This is a genomic window from Xanthobacter oligotrophicus (assembly GCF_008364685.1).
GTDB classification, from domain to species: Bacteria; Pseudomonadota; Alphaproteobacteria; order Rhizobiales; family Xanthobacteraceae; genus Xanthobacter; species Xanthobacter oligotrophicus.
The window spans coordinates 38,254-54,619 of the sequence record NZ_VTTL01000006.1; the positions used below are offsets into that span (position 1 = coordinate 38,254).

A 16,366-nucleotide genomic window follows, 5' to 3' on the forward strand; every position below is an offset into this window, starting at 1 on the left:
GGAACGGGCCGGACCATCGGAGGAATGTGTTTCATGAAGCTGTTGCTTGCCGCCGCCGCGGCGCTTTCCATGGCGCTGCTGCCCGTCGCCGCCGACGCGCACGGCCCCACCCGCAAGAAGGTGACGGAGACCGTCGATATCAACGCCCCCGCCGAGAAGGTGTGGGCCGCCATCGGCAATTTCCAGGACATGAGCTGGCACCCGGCCGTGACCGCCAACGTCGGCCAGGGCGGCAACGCGGTGGACGCCACCCGCAAGCTCACCCTCCAGGGCGGCGGCACCATCGACGAGGTGCTCTACAAGTTCGAGCCCGAGCAGAAGAGCTATTCCTACCGCATCGCGGAAGTGGACGTGAAAGTCCTGCCGGTGACCAATTATTCCTCCACCATCACCGTCACGCCCATCGACGCCACCCATTCCAAGGTGGAGTGGCGCGGCGCCTTCTATCGCGGCTACCCCAACAATGATCCGCCTCCGGAGCTGAGCGACGAGGCCGCCATCGCCGCGGTGACCGGCGTCTATCGCGGCGGCCTCGACGCCCTGAAGGCCAAGCTGGAAAAGGGCTCCTGATGGGGCTGAAGGCGAGGGGGGCGGCTGCCGCCCTCGCGCTTTTTCTGAGTGCTGCCGCTTCTGCCGCTTCCGCCGTGGCGGAGGAAGCCTTCGTCACCAACCAGCCGGGCAACGAGGTGGCGGTGCTGGACCTTGGCGGCACGGACGGGGCGCCCGCGCGCCTCGTCGCCCGCATCCCCGTGCCCGGCCAGCCGGCCGGCGTGGCGGTGTCGCAGGACGGCCGGCGCGCTTTCGTCACCAGCCCCGAGGGCAAGGCCCTCAGCGTGATCGATACGGCGGCGCGGAAGGTCATCGCCCGTATTCCCCTCACCGGCGGTCCCCTGGGCGTCGCCGTGGCCCCGGCCGGAAGCCCGGTCTATGTGGCCGACTGGTATGGCGCGCGCCTGCTGGTGGTGGACCCCGACAAGCCCGGGGAGATCCGCACGGCCCCTGCCGGCGCCTCTCCCTCCGGCCTCGCGGTGACGCCGGACGGCGCGTTCGTGCTGTCCGCCGACCGGGACGACGACACGGTCTCGCTCATCGATACGGCGCGGCTGGAGCGGGTGGCGGTGATCCCCGTGGGCAAGCGGCCCTTCGGCATCACCCTCTCGGCGGATGGAACGCGCGCCTATACCGCCAATGTGGGCTCGGACGACGTGAGCATCATCGATGTCACCGCCCGCGCCGTGGTGGGCACGGTGAAGGTGGGATCGCGGCCCTATGCGGTGGCGCTGATCGGGCGGCTCGCCTTCGTCACCAACCAGTATGCGGGCACGGTGAGCGTGTTCGACGTGGCGACGCTGGAGCCGCGCGGCCTGGTGCATGTGGGAGAATATCCCGAAGGCATCGCCGCCGGTGCCGATGGCCGGCACGTCTATGTGGCCAACTGGTTCGACAACACCCTCTCCACCATCGATGCGCGGACCCTGAAGGTGGTGGCGAGCGTGGCGGTGGGGGAAGGGCCGCGCGCATTCGGCGCCTTCATCCGGCGCGACCCGACGCCATAAGCTGTGCCCAAATAGAAACGACCGGCGGGAGTACCGCCGGTCGCTTCAGACTTACTTGTTGAAAAATAGGGCGGCCAACCGCTGAAGCAGACCTTTCGGCATCGCCGGAAGGTCGCCGCTCTGCCCAGGGTGGTTTCCGCTCTAGGCCGCCGCGAAGGGGTGCTTCACCAGATCGCGCTGCTCGGTCGCTTCCTTGGCGGAGGGGAAACCCGCCACGGCGCGCTGGATGGAGAGCTTGGTCGCCTCGTAGTTGTAGTGCTGGATCTTGGCGTCGTCCGCCGCTTCCCAATGGATGAACACGCCGACGCAGATGTAGAGGTCGTCGGCCTCTTCCAGGGGGATGGTGCCTTCGGCCACCGCGTCCTGCACCGCCTTGGCGACGCCGCGCTGCGCGGGACCGAACATCTGCACCGCCTGCCGCGCATCCTTGATGGTCACCTTGTTGAACAGCAGGGTGTTGGGCTTGCACTGCATGTTCGGGGCGAGCACCGCGAGAAGCGTGGTGAAGCCGTCCTTGTTGTTGGTCAGGCTGTTGCAGAACGCCGTCTCGGCGGCGCTACCACGCGGGCCGATGATGAGATCGATGTGAGCCACCTCGTTGCCGTCGCCGACAAGCGCTTCACCGATCAGAACCTTGTTAATCTTAGCCACCTTATGCCCTCCCTCGTAGATCGAACAGGGATGACCGCCCCGAAGGCATTCCGGGAAGCGGTCATATGCCGCCTACCCTTGTTGTCAGCGCCCGGCAGGAGTGCCGAACCGGTTCACCAGATAGCGGGCGGGACACTAGCCGAGCCCGCCTTCACCAGCAAGCCGGCCGCAATGCGAAACCATGCGGCACTGCAGCGTGACCATCGTTCCTCTCGGCACGCGCAAACCCCCTGATTTTGCTGCGGTCACGATCGGTTAGAAGACGTTATTGGGACCTTCGCCCGCTTTCATGGCAAGATTGGCCGGATAAAGGTGCCGGCCTTGAGCGTGGCTTGAAGCCGCAGCTGAGGTCGTTCACCGCGCCGGGTGAGAAGATCCTGGATCGGCGAGAGACTGGCGGAAAGGTAGGCATCTTTGGCATCGTATTTGCTTTGTGACGAAGACTGAGAAGTTCATAAGAATGGCCGCGATACACTCCGATAATACCGCGGACCAACGGTAAACTGCCGGTGAAAGGCAGTGGGACGGAAAACGGAAGGGCGGCAGACCCAGCACAGCCAAATGGGGAAGTCACCGTCATGTTCGTCGTGCTTTATGCGTGCCTGATCACCGCGCCGGCCACCTGCCGGGAAGAGCGGATCAACGTTTCAGTGGAGGTGGCCGCGCCCACCGCCTGCATGATGTCGTCCCAGTTCACCATCGCCCAGTGGAGCGAGGAGCATCCCCAGTGGCAGGTGGGCCGCTGGAAGTGCGTGCCCGCGAGCCGCCTCTCCCGCGACATCTGATCCTGCGTCTGGCCGGTGCGTCTCTGCGGGGTCCGCGTCCGGAACCTCCCCTTGCGTCGGCGTGGCCGCCCTCCCATCCTCTAGGTCGAGGCGCGGCTCACGCGTCGGGAGGCGTGGGATGAACCACCTGAAGACGGCGATCATGCTCGCCGGCCTCACCGCTCTGTTCATGGCGGTGGGCTTCGCCATCGGCGGGCGGGGCGGCATGATGATCGCGTTCGTGGTAGCGGCGGCCACCAACCTGTTCAGCTACTGGAATTCCGACAAGATGGTGCTGCGCATGTATGGCGCCCGCGAGGTGGACGAGACCACCGCGCCGGACTTCGTGCGCATGGTCCATGAGCTGGCGCGCCGCGCCGACCTCCCGCTGCCGCGCGTGTTCATCATGGACAACCCGCAGCCCAATGCCTTCGCCACCGGCCGCAACCCGCAGAACGCGGCCGTGGCAGCCACCACCGGCCTGCTCCAGTCCCTAACGCCCGAGGAGGTGGCGGGGGTGATGGCGCACGAATTGGCGCATATCAAGCACTACGACACCCTCACCATGACCATGACCGCCACCATCGCCGGCGCCATCTCCATGCTGGCGAACTTAGGTCTGTTGTTCGGTGGCGGCGGCAACCGGAACTCCAACAACCCGTTCGGCGCCATCGGTACCATCCTGATGGTGATCCTGGCCCCGCTCGCCGCCATGCTGGTGCAGATGGCCATCTCCCGCTCGCGGGAATACGAGGCGGATCGCGGAGGTGCCGAGATCCTGGGCCGGCCCATGGTGCTGGCTTCGGCGCTGGCCAAGATCTCCGGCGCGGCCCATGAAGTGCCCAATTATGAGGCGGAATCGAACCCCGCCACGGCCCATATGTTCATCATCAATCCCCTGTCGGGGGCGCGGATGGACAATCTCTTCTCCACCCATCCGGCGGTGGAGAACCGCATCGCCGCCCTGCGCGCCCTGTCGCAGCAGATGGGCGGCGGCGGCGGTTTCGCGCCCGGCCCGGCGCCGGCCCGTCCGCCGGGGGGCAACCCGTGGGGTGGCGATCCCGGGGGTGGCCAGCGCCGAGGGCCTTGGGGCTGAGGCGCGGCCCGCGCTCTGCGGTCCCGTAGCACCCGCGTTCGGGTCGAAGCTGGAGGTTTCCGGCTTCGGCCGAGGTCCAATGCGGCCCCATCCCCGCATTTCCTGTCGATGCCGGGCGCGCGTGCGCTGACAGGGCGCGGACCGCCCGATACCGTGCGGCCATGACCACAGCCCGCAGCCCAGACCGCACCCGGACCGCCGCCCCAGATGTCTCGCAGGATACGCCTGCGCCCGACAGCGCCGCTCCGGCTCTCGCGCGGGGGGAGGAGGCGCGCGTCACCCCCATGATGGCGCAGTATCTGGAGATCAAGGCGGCGAACCCGGACAGCCTGCTATTCTACCGCATGGGCGATTTCTACGAGCTGTTCTTCACGGACGCGGAAGCCGCCTCGCAGGCGCTGGGCATCGTGCTCACCAAGCGCGGCAAGCACCTGGGGGAGGACATCCCCATGTGCGGCGTGCCCATCGACCGCGCCGAGGAATATCTGCACAAGCTCATCGCGCTCGGCTTCCGGGTGTCGGTGTGCGAGCAGCTGGAGGACCCGGCGGAGGCGAAGAAGCGCGGGCCGAAATCCGTGGTGCGGCGGGACGTGACGCGCCTCGTCACCCCCGGCACCATCACCGAGGACGCGCTGCTGGACGCCCGGCGCGAGAACGTGCTCGCCGCGCTGGCCCGCGTGCGCGCCGGCTCGGGGCCGCAGGATTTCGCTTACGCCCTCGCCTACACCGACATGTCCACCGGCACCTTCCGGGTTGCCGCCACCACGCGCGACGACCTCTCCGGCGACCTCGCCCGCCTCGACCCGGCGGAGATCCTCGTCTCGGACGCGGTGCTGGACGATGGCGAATTGCGCGCCCTGCTGCGCGCCTTCCCGGCGGTGACGCCGCTGCCGCGCCAGTCCTTCGACGGGGCTGGGGCGGAAAAGCGCCTTGCCGATTTCTTCGGCGTGGCGGCGCTGGACGCCTTCGGCACCTTCGCCCGCGCCGAGCTGATCGCGGCGGCGGCCATCGTCGCCTATGTGGACCGTACCCAGCTTGGGGCAAAGCCGTTGCTCTCCCGTCCGGTGAAGGAGGCGGAAGGCGGCATCATGGCCATCGATGCCGGCACGCGGGCCAATCTGGAATTGGTGCGCACCACCTCCGGCGAGCGGCGCGGCTCGCTGCTTGCCGCAGTGGACCGCACGGTGACGGCGGCCGGCGCGCGCCTCATCGCCCGCCGCATCGCCGAGCCGCTCACGGACCTTGCCGCCATCCGCGCCCGGCACGACGGCGTGGCGCATCTGGTAGACGAGGGCGAGCTGCGGCGCGAGCTGCGGGCGCGGCTCTCCCGCGCCCCCGACATGGCCCGCGCCGTCACCCGCCTCGCGCTCCAGCGCGGCGGCCCGCGCGACCTTGCCGCCGTGCGCGATGCGCTGGACGGCGCGCTTTCCATCGCCGCCCTGTTCGGCGCCGGGCCGCCTGAGGACCTGGCCCGCTCGCTGGCGGCGCTGGCGCGGGTGCCGCATGCGCTGGTGCTGGACCTCGCCTCGGCGCTGGCCGAGAGCCTGCCGCCCCACCGCCGCGACGGCGGCTTCGTCCGCGAGGGCTGCGACGCCGAGCTGGACGCCACCCGGGCGCTGCGCGACGAAAGCCGGCGCGTGGTGGCGGCGCTGGAGCGGCGCTATGTGGAAGAGACGGGCGTGCGCGCCCTGAAGATCCGGCACAACGCGGTGCTCGGCTATTTCGTCGAAGTCTCCGCCCAGAACGCCGACCGCCTGCGCGAGGCGCCCCAGGACGCCGTCTTCGTCCACCGCCAGACCATGGCGGGGGCGGTGCGCTTCTCATCCCTGGAATTGGGGGACCTGGAAAGTCGCATCGCCAGCGCCGGCGAGCGCGCCCTGGGGCTGGAACAGGCGATTTTCGACCGGCTCGCCGCCGCCGTGGTGGCGGAGACGCAGACCATTCGCGCCGCCGCCGAGGCGCTGGCGGAGCTTGATGTGGCGGCGGGATTCGCCGAGCTGGCAGCGGTGGAAAACCATGTGCGCCCGCACATGGAGCAGGGCGTCGCCTTCGCCATCGCGGGCGGGCGCCATCCGGTGGTGGAGCAGGCTCTCGCCAAAGAGGGCGGGCCGTTCGTGCCCAACGATTGCGACCTCTCCCCGCCGGAGGGGTTCGAGGACGGGCGCATCGTGCTGGTCACCGGGCCGAACATGGCGGGCAAGTCCACCTTCCTGCGGCAGAACGCGCTCATCTGCGTGCTGGCGCAGGCCGGCGCCTTCGTACCCGCTCGGTCCGCTCGAATCGGCGTGGTGGACCGCCTGTTCTCCCGCGTGGGGGCGGCGGATGATCTCGCGCGCGGGCGCTCCACCTTCATGGTGGAGATGGTGGAAACCGCCGCCATCCTGAACCAGGCCACCGCCCGGTCCCTGGTCATCCTCGACGAGATCGGGCGCGGCACCGCCACCTTCGACGGCATGTCCATCGCCTGGGCGAGCCTGGAGCACCTGCACGAGGTGAACCGCTGCCGGGCGCTGTTCGCCACCCATTTCCACGAACTGACCGCCCTGTCGCAGCGCTGCAAGCGGCTCTCCAATGCCACGGTGAAGGTCACCGAATGGCATGGCGACGTGATCTTCCTGCACGAGGTGGTGCCGGGGGCCGCGGATCGCTCCTACGGCATCCAGGTGGCCAAGCTCGCCGGCCTGCCCGAGGCGGTGATCACCCGCGCCAAAGCGGTACTCGCGGAGCTTGAGGCGGCCGAGCGCGCCTCGCCCGCCCAGAAGCTCATCGACGACCTGCCCCTGTTCGCGGTGCGCCCCAGGCCCGTGGCCGCCGCCGCGTCTGTGGACCCGAAGGCCGAGGCGGCGCTTGTGGCCCTCGACGGCATCGACCCCGACAGCCTGAGCCCGCGCGAGGCGCTGGATGCGCTCTATCGGCTGAAGGGGCTGCGGCGGGAGGGGTGAGGGGGCGGGATGGGCTGTCTTTAGTCACCGCCCATTGTTCCGCCCGCCCGGTCGTTCGCGTCTTCACAACACCGTCGCCCTCCGGCTCGACCGGAGGGTCCATCTCGCCACGTGTCCCGATGGTGGGAATGTGTCGAAAAGTACCGTTCCGGCGGCGACATGGGCCGTCCGGTCGGGCCGGAGGGCGACGGGGGTCAGGGGGCGTGGGTGGCGCCGTCCAGCCGGTCGGTGCGTCGGTCAGCGCGGCCTGTCAGCCGCCGTTCTGTGTCGCCGGCGGGGCGGGTTGGGCCGGCGGGCGCTGGAGCAGCTCGCCCCAGGCGGAGAAGGCGTCGTTGAAGGCCTGCTCGCCGGCGGGACCCTTCTCGAAGGCCAGCACCGCCTTCTTGTTGTTGGTGTAGGTGATGAGCGCATCCAGCCACGGATAGGCCTGAAGCAGCGTCACGTTGCGCTGGCGGTCCGCAGACTTCTCGGAAAGGCCGACCAGGAACAGGGTCGGGTTCACCCGCACCGCGAGTCCGGCGAGCGGGGTGCCGAGGGCCTGCTGGTTCGGCTTCATGCGCACCGCGTCCACGTTGGTGACGCCGCCGAAGGGGAAGTCGTCGGGCAGCTTGAAGCCGATCTCGATTGTGTGGGAGGCCGGCAGGGTCTGGTCGGTGTTGCGGCGGAGCACGAAGCTCATGTTGATCTTGCGCTCGGGGATGACCACGTCGCCGCGCAGGCCGATGTCGGGGGGCAGGCCGGGACCAGCATTCACGGTCTCGGTCTTCCACACCACCGTGCCCTCGAATACCTGCGGCTGGGCGCCACCGGGGGTCTCCTCCAGCAGCACGGCGCGGGCAGGTCCGCCACCAGCCCGGGGGGCGGCTGCCGGGGCGCGCCGGGCGGCGTCGCCGGAGGCGCGCACCACCCGGTCGGCGATCTTGGGCTGGTCGCTGCTGGCGCCGGAGGCGGCCGGCTGTGCGGCGCGCTGCTCGGCGGAGCCGCCCAGGAACAGGTCACGGTACACCACCGCCAGAGCGATGCCGCCCAGCACCAGCAGGGCGAGCGCCAGCCACAGGGCGAATTTCTTCCAGGAGGGGCCGCGCTCCCCATTGGCGGGGTGGCGGGCGCCGTTGGCGGCGGCGACCCGGCTGCGCACCTCGCCGCGGCCGCGCACCGGCGGGCGGCTGTCGGCCTCGGCGTCGTCCTCCTCCTCGCTGCGCTGGCGGGGCGGCAGGCGGCGCTCCGCGCGGCCATTGGCTTCGGGCGCGGTTTCGGCCGGCGGCGGGCGCAGCTGATCCCTGGCGGCGGGCGGGGCCGCAGGCGTAGCAGAGGGGCGCGCAGGGGCGGCGGGCGCCTCCGGCTCGTCCTCCGGCTCATCCCGGGGCTCGTGGGCGGCTTCGGCCTCGTCGTCGATGGCGTCGGCTGAATTGTCCTGCTGGGCGTAGTCGGCCTCGACCCGGCGGATGGCCTCCTCGAGGCTCATGCGCTCGCGGGTGATCTCGCCCTCGGGCAAAGGCGGGTCCACCCCCCGCAACTGGCGCATGAGGGCCGTGCGGGCGCGGTCATAGACCGCGCGCCGGCCTTCCCCGGTCTTCTGGGGCAGGCTCGAAATCGCGCGGACCAGCAGCGGGTAGTAGTCAGCCATGAGAGACGTGCGCTTCGCCTTGAGCCGTTAGGGCAGCGCGCGTGACACCGGTCACGACACACGCCCTATCGCATTTATATGCCGCATTTCCCTGACGCGAACCTCAAGTTCGCGCCGCGTGAAAATGCTCCGGACCCGCGTCACGCCCGAAGATCAGGCCTGAAACGGATTGTGGACCAGGATGGTATCATCGCGCTCCGGGCTGGTGGAGAGCACGGCCACCGGGCAGCCGATGAGCTCCTCCACCCGTCGCACGTACTTTACCGCTTCCGCCGGCAGGTCCGCCCACGAGCGGGCGCCGGCGGTGGAATCCTGCCAGCCTTCCATGGTCTCGTAGATGGGCTCGGCGCGCGCCTGCGCCCCGCTCTCCGCCGGCAAGTAGTCGATTTCCTTACCGTCAACCGTGTAGCCGACGCATACCTTCAGTTCGGTAAACCCGTCCAGCACGTCGAGCTTGGTGAGGGCGATGCCATGGATGCCGCAGGTGCGCACCGTCTGGCGCACCAGCACCGCGTCGAACCAGCCGCAGCGGCGGGCGCGGCCGGTGACCACGCCGAACTCGCGGCCCTTGCTGCCCAGGGTCTGGCCCACTTCGTCGGTCAGCTCGGTGGGGAAGGGGCCTTCGCCCACGCGGGTGGTGTAGGCCTTGGTGATGCCGAGCACATAATCCAGCGCGCCCGGGCCGATGCCGGTGCCGCTCGCCGCCGATCCCGCCACCGTATTGGACGAAGTGACGTAGGGATAGGTGCCGTGGTCGATGTCGAGCAGCGCGCCCTGCGCGCCCTCGAACAGGATCTTCTTGCCGTCGCGCCGCGCCTTGTCGAGCAGTTCCCACACCCGGTCCATGAAGGGCAGGACCTTGGGGGCGATGGCGAGCAGCTCGGCCACCAGGGCGTCGCGGTTCACCTCTTCCATGCCGAGGCCGCGGCGGATGAGGTTGTGATGGGTCAGCAGCCGATCCACCTTGGCCGGCAGGCTGGACGGATCGGAGAGGTCCACGAGGCGGATGGCGCGACGGCCCACCTTGTCCTCATAGGCCGGGCCGATGCCCCGCTTGGTGGTACCGATGCGGGCACCCTCGGCGGTTGCGCTCTCGCGCAGGGCGTCCAGCTCGCGGTGCAGCGGCAGGATGAGGGGGGTGGTCTCGGCGATGCGCAGCCGGTCGGGACCGATCACGACGCCCTGGGCGGCGAGGCGGGCGAGTTCGTCCACCAGCGCCTGCGGGTCAAGCACCACGCCGTTGCCGATCACGGAGAGCTTGCCGCCGCGCACCACGCCCGAGGGCAGAAGGGAGAGCTTGTAGGTGACGCCGCCGACGACCAGCGTATGGCCCGCATTGTGGCCGCCCTGGAAGCGGACCACCACGTCCGCCTGCTCCGACAGCCAATCGACGATCTTACCCTTGCCTTCGTCGCCCCATTGGGAGCCGACTACCACCACGTTGGCCACCTTAAGGCGCCTCCCGGTCCGGCGCGGGTGCATCGCAACGCACGCGCGCACAAAGGAAAGCCCCGGCTCAGGTCCGGGGCGTTACCCGAGCGTCTTAAGGGATCGGCGCTGGCGAGGCAAGGTAAACGAGGTGGGGCAAGCGCGGCGAAGGCGCCGTGCGGCAAAGCCGTTGGCGCGGGGGCATGGTTCGTGCTCTACGTTGCGCGATGAAACCGCCTTCTCGCGCCCCGAAACCCGCCCGCCGCCCCGGTTCAGGACCCGCCCCGGCTCCTGGGAAGCCTGCTCCTGCGACGCCCGGCCTTGCCGCTCGCATCCTCGCCGTGGACGGCCTTGAGCAGGTGCTGCGCCACGGTGCCGCGCTCGAGGATGCCCTCGACGCCGATGTCGCCCTCGATCCGCGCGACCGGGCGCTCGCCTATCGCATCCTTGCCACCAGCCTGCGCCGCATCGGGACCCTGCGTTCCCTGATCGCCAAGCTGATGGAGCGCGGCCTGCCGAAATCGGCGCCGCGGCTGGAATCCGTGCTGCTGGCCGGTGCGACGCAGATCCTGTTTATGGACGTGCCCAACCACGCGGCCGTGGGCCTGTGCGTGGACGTGGCCCGGGCCGACCGCAACACCGCCGGGTTCGCGGGCCTGGTGAATGCCGTGCTGCGCCGCCTCACCCGCGAGGCGGATGCGCTGATGGTCGGCATCAGCCCCGATTTCGCCGACACGCCGGAGTGGATGGGCCAGCGCTGGATCAAGGCCTATGGCCTTGAGACCACCCGCGCCATCGCCGCCATGCACAAGGTGGAGCCGCCCCTCGACATCACCGTGAAGGCGGACCCGGCCCTGTGGGCCGAGCGCCTGTCGGGCGAGGTGCTGCCCACCGGCTCGGTGCGCGTTCTCCAGGCCGGTCCGGTGCGGGCGCTGCCGGGCTTCGCCGAGGGCGACTGGTGGGTGCAGGACGCCGCCGCTGCCTTGCCGGCCCGGCTGCTGGGCAATGTGAACGGCCTCAAGGTGGCGGACCTGTGCGCTGCCCCCGGCGGCAAGACGGCGCAGCTTGCGGCGGCGGGAGCCATCGTCACCGCCGTGGACCGCTCGTCGTCCCGCCTCACCCGGCTGAAGGAAAACCTGGAGCGCCTGAAGCTCTCCGCCCAGGTGGTGGCCGGGGATGCGGCGGATTTTGCCGGCGGCCCGTTCGATGCCGTGCTGCTGGACGCGCCGTGCTCGGCCACCGGGACGCTCAGGCGCCATCCGGACATCGCCGTCAACAAGCGGCCGGGGGACCTCGTCACCCTTGCCGCCCTCCAGGCCCGGTTGATCGCCCATGCGGCGGACCTGCTGAAGCCCGGCGGCACCCTGGTCTATTCCACCTGCTCGCTGGAGCCGGACGAAGGGGAACAGCAGGTTGAACGGCTCCTGGCCGCCCGCAGTGATATAATTCGCGCACCAATCGTGTCCGGAGAGGTGGAAGGCATCGATCCGTTCATAACTCCTCAAGGGGATGTGCGCACTCTTCCCAGTCACTGGATGCGGGGGGAGGCGGAGCGGTCGGGTCTCGACGGCTTCTTCGCCGCCCGGCTGAAGCGCAAGGCCTGAAGCTCAGGTCCGCGCGACGCTCTGCCGGCCCCTCCCGTCCGTTGCGAATCAGTCGGTGAAGACGAGCGCATGCGGATTTGGAATGGAGCGGCGGGGCCCCTTCAGGTCGTGGCCAGGGGTGTCTTGGCCAAAGGCGGCCTGGCCAAGGGTCTCGCCCCGTTATCGGGGAGAGCCGTGAGCCGGAGCGGCCTGAGAGAGCGCACGCGCCTGATGGCCCTCCTCGCGGAGCTGTGGTCGCAGCAGGTGCTTGCTCGCCTCGGCGGCCGCACCATGGCGCTCGGCTATGTGCCGGTGCCGGTGCCCGAGCGGCTGCTCATCGCCCCGCAGGACCTGCGCACCGGCGACGCGACGCTGGCGAGCGAAATCTATTCCGGCCGCTTCGCCTTCGCCGGCAAGGTGATGCTGCTGGACGGGCGCACCCCGTTCGAGCTGGTGCCGCCTTCCGTGGAATGGGCCGAGGCGCTGCACGGCTTCGGCTGGCTGCGGCATCTGAAAGCCGCCGGCACCACCATTGCCCGCGCCAATGCCCGCTCCCTGGTGGGCGATTTCATGCGCGATCCCGGCAAGGCCCGGGCGGTGGCGGCGCGGCCGGACGTGGCGGCGCGGCGCATCATCTCCTGGCTCACCCAGGCCACCTTCCTGCTGCAGGACGCCGACCACGATTTCTACCGCCGCTTCATGCGCTCGCTGGCCCGGCAGGTGCGCCAGCTGCGCCGCATGGCCAATGACGCGCCGGACGGCCAGCCGCGCATGCTGGCGGTGACGGCCTTGGTCTTCGCCGGCCTGTGCATGTCGGACCAGGGCCGGCTGCTGAAGGCGGCGGACAAGCGCCTGTCCGAGGAGCTGGACCGCCAGATCTTGCCCGATGGCGGCCCGCTCACCCGCAATCCCGGCATGCTCATCGAATTGCTGCTGGACCTTCTGCCGCTGCGCCAGGCCTTCACCGCGCGCAACCAGCCGGCGCCCCCCGCGCTCATGAACGCGGTGGACCGGATGATGCCCATGCTGCGCTTCTTCCGGCACGGCGACGGGGCGTTCGCCCATTTCCACGGCATGGGGCACACGGCGGCGGACCAGCTCGCCACCATCCTCGCCTTCGACGACGCCCGCGGCGCGCCGGTGGCGAACGCGCCCTATTCCGGCTACCAGCGGCTCGACGCCCGCGCCCTCATGGTGATCGCCGACACCGGGCCGCCGCCCCCGGCCATGGCGAGCTGGGAGGCCCATGCCAGCTGCCTCGCCTTCGAGTTTTCGTCCGGCCGGCACCGCATCGTCATCAATTGCGGGGTGCCGGAGGTGCATCGGGAGATGTGGCGGCAGGTGGCGCGCTCCACGGCGGCCCATTCCACTGCGGTGATCGCCGACACCTCGTCCTGCCGGTTCCTGCAGGGCGGTTCCATGACGCGCATCTTCGGCGCGCCCATCGTCTCCGGGCCCAAGCACGTGGAGGTGCAGCGCGGCACCCGCAACAATGCCCTGCTGCTGCGCGCCAGCCACGATGGCTATGCGGAGCCGTTCGGCCTCCTCCACCAGCGCTCGTTCCGCCTCGCCATGGAAGGCAACCGGCTGGACGGCGAGGACGTGTTCAAGGTCGCCGAGGAGGGCGCGAAGCTGCCGGCGGAGACCTTCGCCATTCGCTTCCACCTGCACCCGTCCGTGACCGTGGAACGGCTGGACGATCCCCACACCGCCCTCTTGAGCCTGCCCAACGGCGAGGCCTGGGCCTTCGCGGCGCCGCATGTGCCGCTGGCGGTGGAGGAAAGCGTGGATCTTGCCGCCGCCGGCGGCCCGCGCCGCACGGCGCAGCTGGTGCTGTCGGGCGAGGTGGTGCGCACGCCGCGCGTCATCTGGACCTTCGTGCGCACCCGCGAAGCCCAGAGCGTGCCGCCGGGACGCCCGCCAGCGCGGGGATAGGCGGGGGCGTTTCGGCTGCCTCAGAGCTGCCGCGTGATATTCGCCGCAAACGAGAGGATGTGCGCCCGCGTCGCCTCTTCGGCGCCGTCGCCGTCGCGGGCGGTAAGGGCGGCGGCGATGGCGGCGTGCTCCTCCACCACGCGGGCGTGATGGCCGGCATCGCGGAGCGACACGAACCACACCCGCTGCGCCCGCTCGTGCAGATTCTTCAGGATGTCGCCCAGCACCGGATTGCCGGCCGCCGTCGAGATGGTGGCATGGAAGGCGCGGTCGAGCGCCATGGCCGCCGCCACGTCGCTCTCCGCCGCGGCCTCGCCCCCGCGTCGCACGTTGTCCGCCAGGGCGGCAAGGGTGGCGCCGTCGGCCCGCTCGGCGGCGAGGCGGGCGCAGAAGCCTTCGTTGAGGAGGCGCACCTCCACCATGTGGCGCACCTCGTCGGCGCTGATGGGGCGCACGATGATGCCCTTGCGCGGCAGCACTTCCACGAGGCCGTCGCGCATGAGCCGGTCGAACGCCTGGCGCACCGGGGTGCGGCCGAGGCCGAGGCTGGATGCCACCTGCGCCTCGCTCAGGGCCTCGCCGGGGCGGAACACGCACATGATGATGCGCTGCTTGAGCACCTCATAGGCGGTGTCGCGGAGCGAGCGGACCGGAGCGGCGCCGGTCTCCGCCGCCTCCTCCCCCAGCTCTGCGTCGATCTGCATGGGCGTCCTCCGGCGGCTTCTTTTCGAGCTTAGCCGGCGATCGGCAGGATGCGCACGTCATAGGCGTGGCGGATGGTGCGCTTCAGCACCGGGTCCTCCAGCTCGAATTCGAAGCGGTCCGCCGGGCGGATGCCGCCCTTGGCCGCGAGGGTGCCGCAGAACATGGCGGTGCCGTCGAAAAGGCCCGGCCCGTAGCCGGCGATGATCTCGCCCGGCGGCAGCATGGCCGATACCGGCCCCTCCTGGTAGAGCACCCGTTCCCCGCCGATGGTGGCAAACGAGCGGATGATCAGGCTGTCCCAGTGGGGCAGCACGTCGTCCAGCGCCCACAGGTCGGGGGCCACCGGCTTGTCGCACATCTGCTTGGAGACGGTGATGCCATAGGTCTCCACCGTGCGGTCGGTATGGTCCGAGCCGACGCCGAGGAAGCGGCGCCCGCCGCTCTGGAGCACCATGAACTCCACCTCGCCGGAGGAATCGCCGCCGGTGCATTCGATGGCGTCCGCCGTGGTGAAGCGGGCGGCCGCCACCCGGTAATAGATCGGGGTGGAGGCGGGGCGCGGAACGCCCAGCTCCTCCAGCTCCACGATGTGCTTTTCCAGCGCCGCCTTGTCGCGGCCGGTCCAGCCAGCGATCACCGCGTGGCGGATCTCCACCGCAAGGCGAGTGGTCCCGCCATCGGCGTGAAGGGTGAAATCAAGCGTGGTGGCCGGCATGGAGGTCTCTCTTGAGCACGCGCTGGTCAGATCGCATCACGATCTGACCAGCGAACGCGTTCTCTATCGTGGAGTGGCGGGATGGGAGAAGAGCCGGCGCCTTCCGGTCAGGGGCAGAAGGAAGGCGCCGGCCGTACGCGGATTGTGCCGAGGTCAGTTCGGCATCCGCGTATCCAGAAGGGTCCACTTCCCGCCCTTCACCTCGAGGATGTAGACGGGCTTCACAGCGTCCCCATCGGCGAAGGAGATGGCGCCTTCCAGCGCCGGCACGTCCTTCAGCTTGGCCACCTGGTCGCGCACCGCGCTGCGCTCGGCGGCGAGCTTCGCCTTGTCGCCGGTGGTGCCGGCCCGCTTCATGGCCTCGGCGTAGAGGTAGACGATGTCGTAGACCGAGGCGTCCATCTGGTTGGGGTCGGTGCGGTTGAGGCCGGCGGCCTTGGTTCGCTTGGCGAATTCCGCCGCGAAGGCGCGGGTCTTGTCGTTCACTTCAGGGAAGAAGGTGGTGCCGATGGTGAGCATTTCGCCGGCGCCGTCCATGCGCTTGGGCAGCTCGGGATCGGCGATGGTGGTGCCGCCGATGAGGCGGGTGGCAACGCCCTGGCGCTTCAGCTCCTTGGCGATGGTGATGGCGCCTTCCGGCGGCGAGCCGAGGCCGACCACGTCGGGTGCCATCTGCTTCAGCTGCGCCACCTGTGGCGACAGGTCGAAGGCGGCGAGCTGGAAATCCACCGCGCCCTTGGAGGGGATCGAATACTTCTCGAACATCTTGGGGACCACGCCGGTGCCGATGGATTTCGACACCACGTCGTCGGTGGCATAGGCCGCCGCGCCCGAGGCCATGGGCAGCTTCTTGTCCATGATGGAGGCCAGCACCTGGTCGATGACCTTGCCTTCGTCCGTGGTGTTGCGGAAGCCGTAGGTGAAGCCCTTGGTGAGGCCCGGCGCCGAGGAGGCCATGGACATCTGCGAGATGCCCTCGCGCTCGCCCACCGGGAAGGTGGTGCGCACCTCGGACGAGGAGAACGGCCCGATGATGGCCAGCGCCCCGGCATCCTGCGCGAACGAGCGCACGGCGGTGGTGGCCTGCTTGGGATCGCCGGCGGTGTCGAACTTGACCACCTTGATCTTGCGGCCGTTGATGCCGCCCTTGGCGTTGATTTCCTCAACCGCCATGTCCACCGCCACCTCGTTGGTGTTGGCGAGGCTCACATAGGGGCCGCTCTTGGCCATCATGTAGCCGAGGACGAGGTCTTCCTCGGCCCGCGCGGTGCCGGCGGCGACCAGCGCGGCCAGAAGGCCGGCGCCAAGAAGCAGACTTTTCTTCATGTCCAACTCTCCTCTGGATTTGGTCTGGTTTTTCTTTG

Annotated in this window: 13 protein-coding genes; 7 read left to right on the plus strand and 6 right to left on the minus strand. The window is 69.8% G+C overall.

Annotated features, from left to right (window positions below):
- The first annotated feature begins 33 nt into the window (after nucleotides 1–33).
- Both FZ033_RS11055 and FZ033_RS11060 read left to right on the plus strand, forming a co-directional pair.
- On the plus strand, nucleotides 34–570 hold the full coding sequence (locus FZ033_RS11055; protein ID WP_149576208.1) for an SRPBCC family protein: 537 nt from the start codon (nucleotides 34–36) through the stop codon (nucleotides 568–570).
- The gene (locus FZ033_RS11060; RefSeq protein ID WP_149576209.1) at nucleotides 570–1,556 is read left to right on the plus strand and encodes a YVTN family beta-propeller repeat protein; all 987 of its coding nucleotides are present in this window, start codon (nucleotides 570–572) and stop codon (nucleotides 1,554–1,556) included. Before FZ033_RS11055 ends, FZ033_RS11060 begins: the two co-directional genes overlap by 1 nt.
- A gap of 141 nt (nucleotides 1,557–1,697) precedes the next feature.
- Here the strand turns inward: FZ033_RS11060 and fae are convergent, their stop codons facing one another.
- Nucleotides 1,698–2,207 carry a formaldehyde-activating enzyme gene (gene fae, locus FZ033_RS11065; RefSeq protein WP_149576210.1) on the minus strand — a complete coding sequence of 170 codons (510 nt, stop codon included), beginning with the start codon at nucleotides 2,205–2,207 and terminating at the stop codon, nucleotides 1,698–1,700.
- A gap of 578 nt (nucleotides 2,208–2,785) precedes the next feature.
- Here fae and FZ033_RS11070 point away from each other — a divergent pair.
- From FZ033_RS11070 to mutS, 3 genes are all read left to right on the plus strand, one after another.
- A complete protein-coding gene (locus FZ033_RS11070; RefSeq protein ID WP_041574977.1) occupies nucleotides 2,786–2,992 on the plus strand; it encodes a hypothetical protein in 207 nt (68 codons plus the stop codon).
- Nucleotides 2,993–3,110: 118 nt separating this feature from the next.
- Nucleotides 3,111–4,067 (plus strand): zinc metalloprotease HtpX, encoded by a 957-nt coding sequence (gene htpX / locus FZ033_RS11075; protein WP_149576211.1) that lies wholly within the window; start codon nucleotides 3,111–3,113, stop codon nucleotides 4,065–4,067.
- A gap of 161 nt (nucleotides 4,068–4,228) precedes the next feature.
- Nucleotides 4,229–7,009, plus strand: a complete 2,781-nt coding sequence (mutS, locus tag FZ033_RS11080; RefSeq protein ID WP_188079435.1) for a DNA mismatch repair protein MutS — start codon at nucleotides 4,229–4,231, stop codon at nucleotides 7,007–7,009.
- Nucleotides 7,010–7,259: 250 nt separating this feature from the next.
- Here mutS and FZ033_RS11085 read toward each other — a convergent pair whose 3' ends face one another.
- Nucleotides 7,260–8,636: a hypothetical protein gene (locus tag FZ033_RS11085; RefSeq protein ID WP_149576212.1), complete on the minus strand. Its 1,377-nt coding sequence runs from the start codon at nucleotides 8,634–8,636 to the stop codon at nucleotides 7,260–7,262.
- Between the two features lie 153 nt (nucleotides 8,637–8,789).
- On the minus strand, nucleotides 8,790–10,085 hold the full coding sequence (locus FZ033_RS11090; RefSeq protein ID WP_149576213.1) for an adenylosuccinate synthase: 1,296 nt from the start codon (nucleotides 10,083–10,085) through the stop codon (nucleotides 8,790–8,792).
- Between the two features lie 206 nt (nucleotides 10,086–10,291).
- Between FZ033_RS11090 and FZ033_RS11095 the strand changes: the two genes are divergently transcribed.
- On the plus strand, nucleotides 10,292–11,668 hold the full coding sequence (locus FZ033_RS11095; protein WP_408068479.1) for an RsmB/NOP family class I SAM-dependent RNA methyltransferase: 1,377 nt from the start codon (nucleotides 10,292–10,294) through the stop codon (nucleotides 11,666–11,668).
- A 210-nt stretch (nucleotides 11,669–11,878) separates the two neighbouring features.
- Nucleotides 11,879–13,582, plus strand: a complete 1,704-nt coding sequence (locus FZ033_RS11100) for a heparinase II/III family protein (RefSeq protein WP_188079436.1) — start codon at nucleotides 11,879–11,881, stop codon at nucleotides 13,580–13,582.
- A 20-nt stretch (nucleotides 13,583–13,602) separates the two neighbouring features.
- Here the strand turns inward: FZ033_RS11100 and FZ033_RS11105 are convergent, their stop codons facing one another.
- From FZ033_RS11105 to FZ033_RS11115, 3 genes are all read right to left on the minus strand, one after another.
- On the minus strand, nucleotides 13,603–14,286 hold the full coding sequence (locus FZ033_RS11105) for a GntR family transcriptional regulator (protein WP_149576215.1): 684 nt from the start codon (nucleotides 14,284–14,286) through the stop codon (nucleotides 13,603–13,605).
- A 29-nt stretch (nucleotides 14,287–14,315) separates the two neighbouring features.
- On the minus strand, nucleotides 14,316–15,002 hold the full coding sequence (locus tag FZ033_RS11110) for a DUF2848 domain-containing protein (protein WP_149576216.1): 687 nt from the start codon (nucleotides 15,000–15,002) through the stop codon (nucleotides 14,316–14,318).
- A gap of 153 nt (nucleotides 15,003–15,155) precedes the next feature.
- Entirely contained in the window at nucleotides 15,156–16,328 is a 1,173-nt protein-coding gene (locus FZ033_RS11115) for an ABC transporter substrate-binding protein (protein WP_149576217.1), read from the minus strand.
- Nucleotides 16,329–16,366: the final 38 nt, after the last annotated feature.